This is a genomic window from Streptomyces sp. NPDC058221 (assembly GCF_042882365.1).
In the GTDB taxonomy this organism is placed as follows: domain Bacteria; phylum Actinomycetota; class Actinomycetes; order Streptomycetales; family Streptomycetaceae; genus Streptomyces.
The window spans coordinates 1-14,321 of the sequence record NZ_JBHVWF010000180.1 but is presented as its reverse complement, the minus strand read 5'-3'; the positions used below and the strand labels follow the sequence as shown (position 1 = coordinate 14,321).

General features: G+C 72.1%; 13 protein-coding genes, 5 tRNA genes and 2 pseudogenes. 12 read left to right on the top strand and 8 right to left on the bottom strand.

Annotation, left to right across the window (positions count from 1 at the left end; translation table 11 throughout):
• Positions 1-251: 251 nt before the first annotated feature.
• Positions 252-1,505: a uroporphyrinogen-III C-methyltransferase gene (cobA, locus tag ACFVW8_RS34715; protein WP_389697211.1), complete on the top strand. Its 1,254-nt coding sequence runs from the start codon at positions 252-254 to the stop codon at positions 1,503-1,505.
• A 64-nt stretch (positions 1,506-1,569) separates the two neighbouring features.
• A complete protein-coding gene (locus ACFVW8_RS34710; protein ID WP_389697209.1) occupies positions 1,570-2,388 on the top strand; it encodes a TrmH family RNA methyltransferase in 819 nt (272 codons plus the stop codon).
• Between the two features lie 28 nt (positions 2,389-2,416).
• Here the strand turns inward: ACFVW8_RS34710 and ACFVW8_RS34705 are convergent, their stop codons facing one another.
• On the bottom strand, positions 2,417-3,712 hold the full coding sequence (locus tag ACFVW8_RS34705) for a protein kinase (RefSeq protein WP_389697207.1): 1,296 nt from the start codon (positions 3,710-3,712) through the stop codon (positions 2,417-2,419).
• Between the two features lie 205 nt (positions 3,713-3,917).
• Here ACFVW8_RS34705 and ACFVW8_RS34700 point away from each other — a divergent pair.
• The 4 genes and pseudogenes from ACFVW8_RS34700 (at position 3,918) to ACFVW8_RS34685 (ending at position 6,198) form a co-directional block, all read left to right on the top strand.
• Positions 3,918-4,178: pseudogene (locus ACFVW8_RS34700) on the top strand (hypothetical protein).
• A gap of 186 nt (positions 4,179-4,364) precedes the next feature.
• Positions 4,365-4,574 carry a hypothetical protein gene (locus ACFVW8_RS34695; RefSeq protein ID WP_389697205.1) on the top strand — a complete coding sequence of 70 codons (210 nt, stop codon included), beginning with the start codon at positions 4,365-4,367 and terminating at the stop codon, positions 4,572-4,574.
• A gap of 236 nt (positions 4,575-4,810) precedes the next feature.
• Complete coding sequence (locus ACFVW8_RS34690) at positions 4,811-5,845, top strand: phosphotransferase enzyme family protein (protein ID WP_389697204.1); 1,035 nt, start codon at positions 4,811-4,813, stop codon at positions 5,843-5,845.
• A 68-nt stretch (positions 5,846-5,913) separates the two neighbouring features.
• Positions 5,914-6,198: a zf-TFIIB domain-containing protein gene (locus ACFVW8_RS34685; RefSeq protein WP_389697202.1), complete on the top strand. Its 285-nt coding sequence runs from the start codon at positions 5,914-5,916 to the stop codon at positions 6,196-6,198.
• A 103-nt stretch (positions 6,199-6,301) separates the two neighbouring features.
• Here the strand turns inward: ACFVW8_RS34685 and ACFVW8_RS34680 are convergent.
• From ACFVW8_RS34680 to ACFVW8_RS34660, 5 genes are all read right to left on the bottom strand, one after another.
• A tRNA-Val gene (locus ACFVW8_RS34680) sits at positions 6,302-6,373 on the bottom strand.
• Positions 6,374-6,396: 23 nt separating this feature from the next.
• Positions 6,397-6,468, bottom strand: a tRNA-Val gene (locus tag ACFVW8_RS34675).
• 18 nt (positions 6,469-6,486) lie between these two features.
• Positions 6,487-6,558: transfer RNA gene (locus tag ACFVW8_RS34670), tRNA-Val, on the bottom strand.
• Between the two features lies 1 nt (position 6,559).
• A tRNA-Cys gene (locus tag ACFVW8_RS34665) sits at positions 6,560-6,633 on the bottom strand.
• 38 nt (positions 6,634-6,671) lie between these two features.
• Positions 6,672-6,744 (bottom strand) — tRNA-Gly (locus ACFVW8_RS34660).
• A 163-nt stretch (positions 6,745-6,907) separates the two neighbouring features.
• On the opposite strand from ACFVW8_RS34660, the gene ACFVW8_RS34655 reads away from it, so the two are divergent.
• The 3 genes from ACFVW8_RS34655 (at position 6,908) to ACFVW8_RS34645 (ending at position 9,686) form a co-directional block, all read left to right on the top strand.
• Positions 6,908-7,945, top strand: coding sequence for a chorismate-binding protein (locus tag ACFVW8_RS34655; RefSeq protein ID WP_389697215.1), 1,038 nt, complete (start codon positions 6,908-6,910; stop codon positions 7,943-7,945).
• A complete protein-coding gene (locus ACFVW8_RS34650) occupies positions 7,942-8,763 on the top strand; it encodes an aminotransferase class IV (protein WP_389697201.1) in 822 nt (273 codons plus the stop codon). The genes ACFVW8_RS34655 and ACFVW8_RS34650 overlap by 4 nt, the downstream gene beginning before the upstream one ends.
• An 86-nt stretch (positions 8,764-8,849) precedes the next feature.
• Complete coding sequence (locus ACFVW8_RS34645; RefSeq protein ID WP_389697199.1) at positions 8,850-9,686, top strand: GNAT family N-acetyltransferase; 837 nt, start codon at positions 8,850-8,852, stop codon at positions 9,684-9,686.
• A gap of 38 nt (positions 9,687-9,724) precedes the next feature.
• Here ACFVW8_RS34645 and ACFVW8_RS34640 read toward each other — a convergent pair whose 3' ends face one another.
• Positions 9,725-10,240 (bottom strand): DsbA family protein, encoded by a 516-nt coding sequence (locus ACFVW8_RS34640; protein ID WP_389697197.1) that lies wholly within the window; start codon positions 10,238-10,240, stop codon positions 9,725-9,727.
• A 189-nt stretch (positions 10,241-10,429) separates the two neighbouring features.
• Between ACFVW8_RS34640 and ACFVW8_RS34635 the strand changes: the two genes are divergently transcribed.
• From ACFVW8_RS34635 to ACFVW8_RS34625, 3 genes are all read left to right on the top strand, one after another.
• Positions 10,430-10,894, top strand: coding sequence for a hypothetical protein (locus ACFVW8_RS34635; RefSeq protein WP_389697213.1), 465 nt, complete (start codon positions 10,430-10,432; stop codon positions 10,892-10,894).
• Between the two features lie 190 nt (positions 10,895-11,084).
• A complete protein-coding gene (locus tag ACFVW8_RS34630) occupies positions 11,085-12,104 on the top strand; it encodes a LacI family DNA-binding transcriptional regulator (protein WP_389697195.1) in 1,020 nt (339 codons plus the stop codon).
• 93 nt (positions 12,105-12,197) lie between these two features.
• Positions 12,198-13,169 (top strand): acetylxylan esterase, encoded by a 972-nt coding sequence (locus ACFVW8_RS34625; protein ID WP_389697193.1) that lies wholly within the window; start codon positions 12,198-12,200, stop codon positions 13,167-13,169.
• Between the two features lie 339 nt (positions 13,170-13,508).
• On the opposite strand, the pseudogene ACFVW8_RS34620 reads toward ACFVW8_RS34625, so the two are convergent.
• Positions 13,509-14,081 (bottom strand): annotated as a pseudogene (locus ACFVW8_RS34620) (CGNR zinc finger domain-containing protein); the annotation flags it as partial.
• Positions 14,082-14,321 lie beyond the last annotated feature (240 nt).

Here is a 14,321-nt window from a genome sequence, read left to right as displayed (position 1 = left end):
CGCGCGGGCGCCTGGGGGGGGGGGCCGGGGGGGCACCCCCTAACCCCCCCCCCCCCCGGGCGTTTGCGGCGCGGGGCCCGGGGGCAGAGCCCCGGTTTCGGGAAGGGGCGGATAGGGGAACAGGCCCGCCGCAGGCGCCCGCCCCAGCCGCGACACCGCGCCCACCCCGTATCGTGAACCCGCACGTCACAGCCGCTCCACCGCCGCAGCGGCGCCGCAGCACACGCACCGCACGAGGAGCCCGCACCGCCATGGCCGAGCACGCCGTTCACCCCGCGTACCCCGTCGGACTTCGCCTGAGCGGGCGCCGCGTAGTCGTCGTCGGTGGCGGCCAGGTCGCGCAGCGCCGCCTCCCCGCCCTCATCGCGGCCGGCGCGGACATCGTCCTCGTGTCGCCGTCCGCCACCCCCTCCGTCGAGGCGATGGCGGACGCGGGCGAGATCCGCTGGGAGCGCCGTGCCTACGCCGACGGCGACCTCGCAGACACCTGGTACGCCCTCATCGCGTCCGACGACACCGCCGCCAACGACGCCGCCTCCGCCGAGGCCGAATGCACCCGCACCTGGTGCGTCCGCAGCGACAACGCCGACGCCGCCACCGCCTGGACCCCCGCCACCGGACGCAGCGAGGGCGTCACCGTCGCGGTGCTCACCACCGACGCGCACGGCCGCGACCCGCGCCACTCCGCCGCCGTGCGCGACGCCATCGTCGAGGGACTGCGCGACGGCACCCTCGCCGCGCCCCACCACCGCACCAGGACGCCCGGCGTCGCCCTGGTCGGCGGCGGCCCCGGCGACCCCGACCTGATCACCGTCCGTGGCCGCCGCCTCCTCGCCGAGGCCGACGTCGTCATCGCGGACCGGCTCGGCCCGCGCGACCTGCTGGACGAACTCCCGCCGCACGTCGAGGTGATCGACGCCGCGAAGATCCCGTACGGCCGCTACATGGCGCAGGAGGCGATCAACAACGCGCTGATCGAGCACGCCAAGGCGGGCAAGGCCGTCGTCCGCCTCAAGGGCGGTGACCCCTTCGTCTTCGGGCGCGGCATGGAGGAGGCCCTGGCGCTCGCCGCAGAGGGCATCGCCTGCACCGTCGTCCCCGGCATCTCCAGCTCGATCTCGGTGCCGGGCGCGGCCGGTATCCCCGTCACCCACCGCGGCGTCGCCCACGAGTTCACCGTGGTCAGCGGCCATGTCGCCCCCGACGACGAGCGGTCCCTGGTCGACTGGGCGGCCCTCGCCCAGCTGCGCGGCACCCTGGTGCTCCTGATGGCAGTCGACAAGATCGGCGCCATCGCCCGTACGCTCATCGCCCACGGCAAGTCCCCCGAGACGCCGGTCGCGCTGGTCCAGGAAGGGACCATGGCCGCCCAGCGCCGCGTCGACGCGACGCTCGCGACCGTCGGCGAGCGGGCGGTCGCCCAGGAGGTGCGGCCGCCGGCCGTCATCGTCATCGGCGACGTCGTCGCGGTCGGCCCGGCCGCCATGGAAAACTCGGCCGAGTAACCATCGGTAACGGATCTTCCTCCAGACCGTTGGCACCACACACCGGACAAGGCAGTATCAACCTGTGGCTGATCTCATCACCGTCGACGACCCCGACGACCCCCGACTTCGCGACTACACCGGCCTGACCGACGTGGAGCTCCGGCGCAGGCGAGAGCCCGCCGAGGGCCTCTTCATCGCCGAGGGCGAGAAGGTCATCAGACGCGCCAGGCAGGCCGGGTACGAGATGCGGTCCATGCTGCTCTCGGCGAAGTGGGTCGGCCTGATGCGCGACGTCATCGACGAGGTGCCGGCCCCCGTGTACGCGGTCAGCCCGGAGCTCGCCGAGCGCGTCACCGGCTATCACGTGCACCGCGGCGCCCTCGCCTCCATGCAGCGCAAACCGCTGCCGGCTGCCGAGGAGCTGCTGCGCACCACGCGCCACGTGGTCGTCATGGAGGCGGTCAACGACCACACGAACATCGGGGCGATCTTCCGCAGTGCCGCGGCGCTCGGCATGGACGCAGTCCTGCTCTCGCCGGACTGCGCCGACCCGCTGTACCGGCGCTCCGTCAAGGTCTCGATGGGTGCGGTCTTCTCCGTCCCCTACGCCCGCCTCGACACCTGGCCCAAGGCACTGGAAACCGTACGGGAGGCGGGCTTCAAGCTGCTCGCGCTCACGCCGGACGAGAAGGCCAGCAGTATCGACGAGGCCGCGCCGCACCGGATGGACAAGGTGGCTCTCATGCTGGGCGCCGAGGGGGACGGACTGTCCACCCAGGCCCTCGTCGCCGCCGACGAGTGGGTACGCATCCCGATGGCCCACGGCGTCGACTCGCTGAACGTGGGCGCGGCCGCCGCTGTCGCCTTCTACGCGGTGGCCACAGGACGTCCGCAGAGCTGAAGCGGCACCCGGGATCGCGGCTGCCCCGCTATCCCTGGATGCGGCTCTGGGTCTGGCCGGGACCCGGATGCAGTCCGGAGCCGAGACCGCGCGCCGGCCCCTGACAGCCCTGGGCCGCCGCGATGCCCAGCGCCACCAACAGCGTCACCACGACGAAGACGACGAGCCGCTGCCGCAGCAGCCGGGGATTGGCGGGGCGCCGCCCTGCCGAGGTCGAACGGGTCCCGGGCCGGGTGCCCGGCCTGCCGTTCGTCCCGTTCGCACCCAGTGACCGCTTGCCGGAACCCGTCGTGCTGCGCGGCTGCCGCTCCTGGCGCGAACCGCCGGTGCGGGGCGAAGCGGGACGCGGCGGCGCCGTCTGCCGGTTCTGCGGACGAGAGAGGGGGGCGGGGCCCGGCGCGCGGCGGGTGTGCTGCTCGGTGTACGCGCCGTCCAGACGGCCCGTCGGGCGGTCCGCCTCCTGCGCTGAGCGCTGCGCGGGCGGCCGGCTCTCGTGCAGCCCCTGCGCCTCCCGCGCCGCGATCTCCTTGAGCCGCATGGAGAGTTGGAGGGTGCTCGGCCGCTCCTCCGGGTCCTTCGCCAGACAGGCGCTCACCAGCGGGGCGAGCGCGTCGTGCACGTCGTACAACTGCGGTTCCTCGTGCACCACGCGGTAGAGCATCACCTCGGAACTACCGTGCCCGAACGGTGAATCGGCCATGGCCGCGTACGCCAGCGTGGCACCGAGAGAGAAGACGTCAGTCGCGGGCGTCACCGCCGCGCCCCGTACCTGCTCGGGGGCGAGGAAGCCGGGCGATCCGACCGCCGTGCCGACGTGCGTGAGGGTGGAGGCGCCGGTCGCCCAGGCGATCCCGAAGTCGATGATCCGCGGGCCCTTGGGGGAGAGGAGGATGTTCGACGGCTTCAGGTCACGGTGGACGACTCCCGCCTCGTGCACCGCCACCAGCCCCTCGGAGAGCGCCGCCCCGATCGAGGCCACCTCGGCGGCGGACAGCGGGCCCTCCTCGGCCACCTTGTCGTGCAGCGAGGGGCCCGGTACGTACTGCGTGGCGAACCACGGGCGGTCCGCCTCCAGATCGGCGGCCACCAGCCGGGCCGTGCAGCCGCCGCGGATCCGCCGGGCGGCGGACACCTCGCGGGCGAACCGCGAGCGGAACTCCTGGTCCTCCGCCAGATCCGGGCGGATCACCTTGAGCGCCACCCGCTGGCCGCGCCGGTCCGAACCCAGATAGACGACACCCATGCCGCCCGCCCCGAGCCGCCGGTGCAGCCTGAACGAACCGACGACACGCGGGTCCTCGCGCCGGAGCCGCATCATCGCCATGTCTGCCCATCCCCGCTGCCTGGTCCGCCTGACGAGGCACAGCTTACGTACCCGCCGCCCGGGCTGCTCAGAGGCCGCGCCCTCGCCTCCGAATCGATTGTCAGTGCCGGGTGGGAAACTTGAGGAGTGGTCAGGGAGCCGCGGATCCAGGCTTCCCTGCCCGTGCGAGATCTCAAAGGTCCGTCGCAGAAGGGGGATTGGATCAATGAAGGGCGATCGAGTCGAGATAGTCGTGGACGCCGGGGACACGACCCGAACCTACGAAATGGTGGCCTCCAGGGCAGGGCGCAGAGTGGAGACGGCAGTCCGCCGAGGGGTGGTCTAAGTGAGTGAAGTCACCAGGAACGGCTCCGTCGTGCGCACCGCCCGCTTCATGTCGACCAGGGTGCTCGCCCTGGTCGAACAACCGGTACCCAGGGAGGACTCCTCCGAGCGCCCCCTCGGGGATGACCCCAACGTCCGGTAGCCCCGTCTCCACCCAGGGGAGTACGCCGACTACCCACGGCTCATCCTCCGGGAGGCCCGGCATTCGGTACGCGGGCATGACGCCGCCCGCCCCCCGAATCCCTAATGTTGAAGTCAAGCGGCGGGCGCTGCACTCGTCCCCCGAGGTCAAACGCCCGCCGCTCCACATCAGGTCAGGAGAGGAACCATGGCGGACACGGCAACGCGGACCATGATCCGTACGCAGGGACGCAAGGCCTACGCCTCGTTCGGCAGCCGTCCGTCGTCCGGCAAGCGCCACCCGCTGGTGGCGACTGCCATGGTTCTTCCTCTGGCGGCCCTGCTCGTGGTCGTCTTCGGCGGCTGGGAAGCAGTGGTCACACAAGCGTCGTCCGTGGGCGTGATGCTGGGGCGCTGAGCGGCGCCCCGGGTCCGGAAGAGCGGTTCGGACCGGGACATCCGGCCAACAACCCCGTGGGGACGGGGGTGCGGCGGACGGCAGCGTTTGTCCGGTCAGCTGGGGAGCTGACCGGACATCGCGCTGTCCGGGGCCGGTGAGCGACCGGCGTCCGCGAGGTATCCGGCGCCCCGCGTACGCTCTTCGGCGGGCACGGCGCCGGCCGGTCCCGCAGATCCGCGCCACCGGGGGAGACCGTGACCACCGCAGTCGTACGCGCGCTGGGCGCCCTCGCCCACCGGGCGGCCCACGCACCCGCGCCGGCCGGCTGCGGCTGCCCGCCGCCGGCCGTGCTCGCGGACCGGGCGGACGGCACTGTGGTCCGCAGCGGCACCGTCGTCGCCAAGGCCCACGCTCCCGGCACGGACGTCGCCGCCCTGGCCGTACGGCTCGGGCTGGCGGCCCTTCCCGGTCTGGCGGACATCCTGCTCGCCCCCCTGCCGCTGCCGCCTCCGACGGCCCGGGGGGAGGCTGCCGCGCCCCTCGTGCCGGGAGCTCCCCGCCTCACCGAGCTCCACGGGCGCCCGGTCACCCTGTGGCCCCACGGGGGGCCCGTGGACCCCGGGGACCCGGACGCGGCGCCGTGGGAGGAGGCTGCCGTCCTCCTGGCGCGCCTCCACCGCACCGAGCTGCCGGCTCCCGGGCCCGGCGCCGCGCAGCCGCTCGTGCTTCCGGCCATGCGGGGGCCCGCGAAGGCCGCGCTCGCCGTCGGCCGGATGTGCGCGCAGCGCCCGGGGGACCCGTCCACCGCTCCCGTGCTGACCGCCTGGCAGCGGCTGCCCGACTGGGCCCGCGATGCTGCCCCCGCACCCGCGCACCTTCCGCGCTTCCTGTGCCACGGCGATCTGCACCTGGGCCAGCTCGTCCGGCACCCCGTCCCGCACGGAGGGTGGCTGCTGATCGATGTCGACGACGCGGGCATCGGTGACGCCGCCTGGGACCTGGCCCGGCCGGCCGCCTGGTACGCGGCCGGACTGCTGCCCCCCGACGTCTGGTTCCGCTTCCTGGGCGCCTACCGGGCGGCCGGTGGCCCCGCCGTGTCCGCCGAGGGCGACCCCTGGCCCGAGTTGGACGTCGCCGCCCGCGCCCTGACCGTACAGACCGCGGCACTGGCGCTCGCCAAGTCCGCGGCGGAGGGCAGGGATCCGGATGAGGTGGAACAGATGATGATCGGGAGCTGTGCCCGAATTGCCGCGCTCCCACCCGAGTTGGCCGCCGGACACGCGTCGTAGGGTGAACCGACCGTCGGCGGGCACGCATTCCGGCGACGGCACACCGACGGCGAGGAGTGAGCCCGAACATGCAGTGTCCCAAGTGCCACGCACCGATGCACACGTACAACCGCAACGGCATTCAGATCGAGCAGTGCAGCGGCTGCCGGGGGATATTCCTGGACTACGGCGAGCTGGAGTCCCTGACCCGCATGGAAGCGCAGTGGACTCAGCAGGCCCCGCCCCCGCCGCCGGCCCCGCAGGCCTACCCGGCCGCCCCGGCGCCCGCCTGGGGCGCCCCGCAGCAGCACCACGGCGGCCACCACGGCCACTACCGGCAGAAGAGCTTCGGCCGGATGCTCTTCTCGTCCTGACCCGTTCCGCACCGCGGCCCGGACCCACCACTCCGGGCCGCGGTGCGGACGCATGCGGCAACGACGAAGCCCCGGTCGTCGAGACGACCGGGGCTTCGGACTGTGCGCGATACTGGGATTGAACCAGTGACCTCTTCCGTGTCAGGGAAGCGCTCTCCCGCTGAGCTAATCGCGCAGGGTGACCCTGCGTGTACTACGTGCGCGATACTGGGATTGAACCAGTGACCTCTTCCGTGTCAGGGAAGCGCTCTCCCGCTGAGCTAATCGCGCGGGATCCTTGCGGACCGGTGGACGATACTGGGATTGAACCAGTGACCCCTTCCGTGTCAGGGAAGTGCTCTCCCGCTGAGCTAATCGTCCTTGGAGGTGGAGACGGGATTTGAACCCGTGTAGACGGCTTTGCAGGCCGTTGCCTCGCCTCTCGGCCACTCCACCAGGGATGGGGGTTCGGGAAGGATCCCCCACCTTCTGCGAGCGGACGACCAGGTTCGAACTGGCGACCTCAACCTTGGCAAGGTTGCGCTCTACCAACTGAGCTACGTCCGCTTGTCGGTTCCGATTCACTTGCGCGTCCCGGCGACGTGATGAACTCTAGCGGATTCCGGGGCCAGCACAAAAACGCGTTTGTGCAGCGTGCTGAGGTGCACTCGCCCCGACGCAGGTCATCGCGGGTCGTCCTAGACTCACCGGCGTGCACGACCTTGCCCCCATGGCCCGCTTCGACGGCCTCGTTGCCTCCGATCTGCAGGATGTGACCCACGATCCCGCAGCCCTCGACTCGTCCGGTTTCTGGGCCGTATGTGCCGGTTTCGAGGGTCGTCTCGTCTGCGCCCGCTTCGCCACCGTACGCACCGCCGCCGTGCCCGCCCCGGTCCGGGGTGCCTGGCGCGGGCCCGCGACCGGTGACTGGAGCTCGTCCCTGGACCGTGCCGCCTACATCGCCGGTGTGCGCCGCATCCGTGAGTACATCGCGGCGGGCGAGGTCTATCAGGCCAACCTCTGCCGGGTGATGACGGCCCGGCTGCCCGATCCGTCCGCCGCGGACGTGGACGCCCTCACCTCGCTGCTGGCGCGCGGCAACCCCGCCCCGTATGCGGGAACGATCCGGCTGCCCGCGCACGGCGTGGAGATCGCCACCGCTTCCCCCGAGCTGTTCCTCCGCAGGGACGGCCGCACGGTCGAGTCCGGGCCGATCAAGGGCACCGGCCGCACCGAGGCCGATCTGCTGGAGAAGGACCACGCCGAGAACGTGATGATCGTCGACCTGGTCCGCAACGACCTGGGACGGGTCTGCGCCACCGGATCGGTCGGCGTACCCGATCTCTGCGCGGTCGAGAAGCACCCCGGCCTCGTCCACCTCGTCTCCACCGTGCGTGGCCGGCTGGCCGAGGGGACCGGCTGGCCGGAACTCCTCGCGGCCGCCTTTCCGCCCGGTTCGGTCACGGGCGCCCCGAAATCCAGCGCGCTGAGGATCATCGGGGAACTGGAGACCGCCCCGCGCGGCCCGTACTGCGGCGGCATCGGCTGGGTGGATGCCGACCGCGCCACGGCCTCCCTCGCCGTGGGCATCCGCACCTTCTGGACCGACCGCACCGGGGCCACCCCGGTCCTGCGCTTCGGCACCGGCGCGGGCATCACCTGGGGGTCGGATCCGGAACGTGAATGGGACGAGACCGAACTCAAGGCGTCCAGGCTGCTCGCGGTAGCGTCGGGCGCATACGAAGCAACCGGAAGGACCGCACCATGAAGATCTGGGTCAACGGCGAACTGCGGGCCGCCGATGACGCCCGGGTGTCCGTGCTCGACCACGGACTCACCGTCGGCGACGGCATCTTCGAGACGGTCAGGACCAGCGGCGGCAAGCCTTTCGCGCTCACCCGGCACCTCGACCGGCTGGCCCGCTCCGCCCGGGGCCTCGGCCTGCCGGAGCCCGACGGGGCCGAGGTGCGCCGCGCCTGCGCCGCCGTCATCGAGGCCAACCCGGTCCCGCTCGGCCGGATGCGGATCACGTACACCGGAGGCATCTCGCCGCTCGGCTCCGACCGCGGCACCGCCGGTCCCGGACTGGTCGTCGCCCTCGGGGAGGTGAAGCGCCGCCCGGACACCACAGCGGTCGTCACCGTCCCCTGGACGCGCAACGAACGCGGGGCGCTCACCGGGCTCAAGACCACCTCGTACGCGGAGAACGTCGTCGCGCTGGCCCGCGCCCACGAGCACGGCGCCTCCGAGGCGCTCTTCGCCAACACCGTCGGGCAGCTCTGCGAGGGCACCGGGTCCAATGTCTTCGTCGTCCTCGACGGGCAGCTGCACACTCCGCCGGTCGCCTCCGGCTGCCTGGCAGGGATCACGCGTGCACTCGCCGTGGAGTGGACCGGGGCCCAGGAGACCGAGCTGCCGTTCGACGTCCTGGAACGCGCCGAGGAGATCTTCCTGACGTCCACCCTCCGCGACGTCCAGGCCGTCCACCGGCTCGACGGCAGGGAACTGCCCGGCGCCCCCGGCCCGGTGACCACCAAGGCGATGCGCATCTTCGGTGAGCGGGCCGGCAACGACCTGGATCCGTAGCCGGTACGTCCCCGCGGCCACGGAAAACGAGGCGTGCCCGGAAAAGCGGATGACTGTTCCCTCCGCGGAGGGATACAAATCCCCTGATGACCACGACACTCCGGCCCTCCGGGCCGATCCAGTCAGGCGCCGACGGCGCACAGGTGCGCGCGTACGAAGTGTGCGACAACGGGCGGCCGGTGGGTGCCGTCGAGATCGGCACCGAACCGGGGTCGGCGGGGGAGACGGGCCGGCTGCTGTCCCTGCGGATCGACGAGTCCGTCCGCGGGCGCGGCCGGGGCACCATCGCCGTCCTTGCGGCCGAAGAGGTGCTGCGCGGCTGGGGCTGCACCCAGGTACGTACCGAGGTCGCGGCCGACAACACCGCGGGGCAGCGGCTCACTGCTGCGCTCGGCTACACCGAGCGCAGCAGGAACATGATCAAGTCGCTGCCGTCCCTTCCTCCTCCGCCGGCGGACGGACTCGTCGCACGGTCGATGACGCCGGAGGAGTTCGCGCGATGGGAGGACGGGGCCGTCGCCGCGTACGCGGGCAGCCTGATCACGCGTGGCACCTCCGAGGAGGCCGCCCTCCGGATCGCCCGCACCTCGCATGCCCAGCACCTGCCGGACGGCCTGGAGACCGAGGGAGCCCACCTGTACCTCGTGATCCACGACGGCGAGAGCGTCGGGTACGTCTGGGTGGCCCGGTTCGAGATGCACCCCGGCCTGCTCGTCGGCTACGTGTTCGACGTGGAGGTGCACGAGGGATTCCGGGGCCGGGGGTACGGGCGGGCGCTGATGCTCCAGGCCGAGCGGATCGCCCTCTCGGCGGGCGACGAGCAGCTGGGGCTGCATGTGGTCACGGCCAACACACCTGCGGTCCGGCTGTACGAGTCACTGGGCTACGAGCCGACCCGGTACAACCTGATCAAGCAGCTGTAGGCCCGCCGCCCACGGATGCAGGCCCTGGCGGCCGGGGCTCAGCCCTGCTCGGCGAGCAGCCGGTCGGCGATCCCCTCGATGCGCTCGCGCAGCCCTTCCTGGCTGCTGCCGCCGTCCAGGCGCTCCCCGCCGATCACATAGGTCGGCGTGCCGGTGACCCCGATCGCCTTGCCCTCGGCCTGGTCGGCGTCGACGATCAGCATGTGCCGGCCGTCGATCAGGGCGGTGTCGAACTCCTCGGTGTCCAGACCGAGTTCCCCCGCCACCTCGATGAGCAGCGGCTCGCCGGTCCGGCCGAGGTCGGCGGTGCGGGCGAGCACGGTCTCGATGTACGGCCAGTCCTTGCCCTGCACGGCTGCCTCCTCGGCGGCCTGCGCTGCGGCGTAGGCGTGCTTGTGCTTCTCCAGCGGGAAGTGCCGCAGCCGTACCTCGATCCGGTCGCCGTACCGCGCTCGCAGGGCGTGCACATCGGTCAGGGCGTGGTGGCAGTCGGGGCACTGGAGCTCGCACCAGAGGTCGAGGACGACCGGGGCGGCGGGGGTGGAATCACTCATGGGACCAGTCTCCCAGGGTGTGCGGGGGAGCCCGTACCGGGCACCGGGAGGGTGCCCGGCGGCCTGTCGCACGGCACCTCGGGAGGATCCCGGCCCTGATATGTCCCTGATGTGGGCTCCGGGCGTGGCCCCGGGCCCGTCGGCAGGTGCAGGATGGAAGAGACGTTTCCCCTGCGCCTGGAGGCACCGATGCTTGCCGAGACCATTTGTTCCGCGGCGTCCGCGGCGGGCCTGGGCATCGCCGCCGTCACGGCGTACCGGAAGCGCTTCCTCGCCGCGACCAGGATCGCGGCCTACTCCCTGGTCCCGATCGGCCTGGTGCTGACCGGTGTCGTCCAGTGGGTGACGGACATCGCCTTCAAGCCGAGCGTCTGGCTGGGCTTCGGTCTGCTGGGTGTGGCATGGCTGCTGTTCATCACGACCCGCGCGGTCGAACGACGCGGCGGCGGCACCCGCAAGGAACGCAGGGCGGCCGCCCGCGCCGCGCAGAACGAAGCGGTGGCACCGGCCGCCTCGGCCCCCTCGTTGGGGGCGGGCATCCCGGCGGCCCAGCCGCAGCAGCAGCGGGAGAAGCCGAAGAAGCAGGCCGCCGCGAGCGGATCGGGTGACGACTTCAGTGACATCGAGGCCATTCTGAAGAAGCACGGGATCTGAAAGCCCCGCCCCGCCCTGTGCGGGAGCGCGGGGACCTCGGCCGTATGAATCGATTCAGCCAAGATCCTTGACGGTGTTCGGGGATGGCGCTAGCGTCCCGAACGGGTTGAATCAATTCACTCACGCCCGTCCGTACGATGGGGTGACGCCGCTTGACCAGTGCGGCCAAGGCACCAGTGGGGCAGGACAAGTGGCGCGTGTGGCAGGGATCAAGGATGTGGCCCGGCAGGCCGGCGTCTCCGTGGGCACGGTCTCCAATGTGATCAACCGGCCGGAGGCCGTACTTCCCGAGACCCGGGCGCGGGTGCTGGCCGCCATCGAGGAGCTCGGCTACGTCCGCAGCGAGTCGGCCCGCCAGCTCAGGGCCGGACGCAGCCGGATCATGGCCCTTCTCGTCCTGGACATGGGCAACCCCTTCTTCGTCGATGTCGCCCGCGGTGCCGAGCGCGCCGCCCGCCAGGCCGGCCTCGGGGTCATGGTCTGCAACAGCGGCCAGAGCCCCGCGGAGGAGGCCGAATACCTCAGCCTCTTCGCGGAGCAGCGCGTGTGCGGTGTACTGGTCACACCGGCCGACGCGACCGGCCGCAACCTCGAATCCTTCAGCCGCCACCGGATCCCCTACGTCCTGGTCGACCGGGTCGCCTCCGGCACCGGGACCTGCGCGGTCTCCGTGGACGACGTGCGGGGCGGCGCCCTCGCCGTCGGCCACCTCATCTCCGCCGGCCACCGCTCGGTGGCCTACGTCAGCGGACCCGGTGACCTGCACCAGATCAGGGACCGCCGTACCGGGGCGCTGACGGCCCTGGCCGAGGCCGGTCTGGACCCCGAATCACTCGTGGAGATCCCCTCCGACCGGCTGGACGTGGCGGCGGGACGTGACGCCGGTGCCCGGCTGCTCGGCCTGGTGCCCAGGCCCACCGCCGTCTTCTGTGCGAACGACCTGCTCGCCCTGGGCGTGCTGCAGGCCCTGTACGCCGCCGGGGTACGGGTTCCGCAGGACATCGCCATCGTCGGGTACGACGACATCGAGTTCGCCGCCGCCGCTGCCGTGCCGCTCACCTCGGTCCGCCAGCCCGCGGTCGTGATGGGCCGGATGGCCGCCGAACTCCTGCTGGAGGAGGCGGACGACGACGACGGCCACCACGAGCACCGCAGCGTGGTGCTCCAGCCGGAACTCGTCGTGCGCGCGTCAAGCTCCACGCCCCGCTGAGGACCTCACCGCCCTCTTGTTCCTCGTTCTTCGTTCCTCGTTCCTCGTGCTGTTCCCTTCCGTTCCCTTCCGCCTGTCCGAAACGGAGATGCCGTGTCCCTGTTCGACCTGCCCCTGGATCAACTCCGCTCCTACCGGCCGGAGTCCGGTGAGCCGGATGACTTCGACGCCTTCTGGCGGCGCACCCTCGAAGAGGCGTCCGGGTACCAGCTGGACGCCGAATTCACCGCCTACGATGCGGCGTTGAGCGCGGTCGACACCTACGACGTGTCGTTCGCCGGCTGGGGCGGCCACCGAATAAGCGCCTGGCTGAACGTGCCGGCCGGCGCCGGGGGCCCGCTGCCGGCGGTCGTCCACTACCTCGGATACGGCGGCGGTCGCGGGCTGCCCCACGACCACCTCGTGTGGCCCGCCGCCGGCTGGGCCACCCTGGTGGTGGACACCCGGGGCCAGGGCGCCGTCAACAGCCACTCGGCGGGCTCCACCGCCGACCCGCACGGCGGCGCCAACCCGCAGTCGCCCGGATTCATGACCCGCGGCATCCTCGACCCCGACGAGTACTACTACCGCCGGGTGTTCACCGACGCCGTGCGCGCCGTCGAGGTCGCCCGCGCCCACCCCGCCGTCGACCCCGGCCGGATCGCCGTGCACGGCGGCAGCCAGGGCGGCGGCATCGCGCAGGCCGTGGCAGGGCTCAGCCCGCATGTGAAGGCAGCCCTCGTCGACGTACCGTTCCTGACGCACTACCGGCGCGCCGTCGAGATCACCGACCGGGATCCGTACCAGGAGATCGTCCGCTTCCTGTCCACCCAACACGGCCTCGCCGACCGGGTGTTCCGGACCCTGTCGTACTTCGACGGCATCAGCTTCGCCGCCCGGGCGCACATGCCCGCGCTCTACTCCGTGGCCCTGATGGATGCCGTCTGCCCGCCCTCCACCGTGTTCGCCGCCTACAACCACTGGGCGGGCCCCAAGGAGATCGAGGTCTACCCCTGGAACGGCCACGAGGGCGGTGCCTCCGCCCACCGTGCCGCACAGTTGCGTATGCTGCGCGACCTGGGCTGACCGGCGGAAGGCCGGGGAGCGCGTCGCGGTCCGCCGGGGGAGTGTGGCGCGGTCCGAATATGTGACGGGGAACCGGACGCCGGAGCGATTCCGGTCACCACGGGAGAGTTGAACTCCCGTCACGAAGAGACGTGTTGATCGCCAACAGGGCCGGGCTGCGTCATGATCGTCCCGAGATGGTGGAGACCTCCCGGGGCGATGCCCCCGCACCCCCTGCCGAAGAGCCGCGTGGCTGCCTCTTCGCGCTTTCCCAGCCCCCTCTGATGATCTTCCTCACGGTGATCGGCGGCCTGCTGCTGATGGCCGCGTTGCATGATCTCTTCGTGCTGTGAGCGGCTCGCCGGCCGCTTCCCTGCGGCGCGCCCGGTATGCGGCGACGTGCAAGCGGTTACCGCAGGTGCGGCTGGAGCAGTAGCGGCGGGAGCGGTTGCGGGAGAGGTCGACGAAGGCGTGCCGGCAGTCCGGCGCCTCGCAGCGCCGCAGCCGCTCCGTCTCGCCTGCCACGATGATGAAGGCGAGAGCCATGCCGCAGTCGGCCGCCAGGTGGTCGGCGATGGAGGCGTCCGGCGCGAAGTAGTGCACGTGCCAGTCGTAGTCGTCGTGGTTGCTGAGCTGCGGCGTGGTGCCCGCGGCGGCCACCAGGGAGTTGACGAGCGCGGCGGCGGCACGGGCGTCGGAGGCCGCGAAGACCTCCGCGAACCGCGCCCGCACGTCGCGCACGGCACGCAGGTCCTTCTCGTCGAGCTCGTTCACCCCGCTCACGCGGTGGTGTGCGGCGAACGCGTGGAGTGCGGGGATGCCGTCCAGCCCGTCGGCCGGCGCCCCGTCCTCCGGCTGAGCGCTCCCTGGCGCGGTGTTCACCAGAGCGACCACTGTGTCGAGGGCGATCCGGGTGTCGTGGGGGATCAGCACGCTTTCGCTCCCTGGCCTGCCTCCGGCGGACGGACGCCCACCGATGCCGGATGACTCTACTGCTCGTCAGCGGCAGCCAGGGGCCCTGAGGGCCCTTCAAGGCCCCTCAGACGGGTACCCGCCCGGGACCGGCCCGCATCGCCCGGGACCGGCCTGCATCGCCCGGGACCGGCCTGCATCGCCCGGGACCGGCCTGCATCGCCCGGGACCGGCCCGCATCGCCCGGGGTTCGGCTACATC

Coding starts and splice junctions, on each gene's coding strand:
- ACFVW8_RS34635 (WP_389697213.1), top strand. CDS start 10,430: ATGCTTGCCGAGACCATTTGTTCCGCGGCGTCCGCGGCGGGCCTGGGC.
- ACFVW8_RS34695 (WP_389697205.1), top strand. CDS start 4,365: ATGGCGGACACGGCAACGCGGACCATGATCCGTACGCAGGGACGCAAG.
- ACFVW8_RS34640 (WP_389697197.1), bottom strand. CDS start 10,240: ATGAGTGATTCCACCCCCGCCGCCCCGGTCGTCCTCGACCTCTGGTGC.
- ACFVW8_RS34705 (WP_389697207.1), bottom strand. CDS start 3,712: ATGGCGATGATGCGGCTCCGGCGCGAGGACCCGCGTGTCGTCGGTTCG.
- ACFVW8_RS34685 (WP_389697202.1), top strand. CDS start 5,914: ATGCAGTGTCCCAAGTGCCACGCACCGATGCACACGTACAACCGCAAC.
- ACFVW8_RS34645 (WP_389697199.1), top strand. CDS start 8,850: ATGACCACGACACTCCGGCCCTCCGGGCCGATCCAGTCAGGCGCCGAC.
- ACFVW8_RS34650 (WP_389697201.1), top strand. CDS start 7,942: ATGAAGATCTGGGTCAACGGCGAACTGCGGGCCGCCGATGACGCCCGG.
- ACFVW8_RS34655 (WP_389697215.1), top strand. CDS start 6,908: ATGGCCCGCTTCGACGGCCTCGTTGCCTCCGATCTGCAGGATGTGACC.
- cobA (WP_389697211.1), top strand. CDS start 252: ATGGCCGAGCACGCCGTTCACCCCGCGTACCCCGTCGGACTTCGCCTG.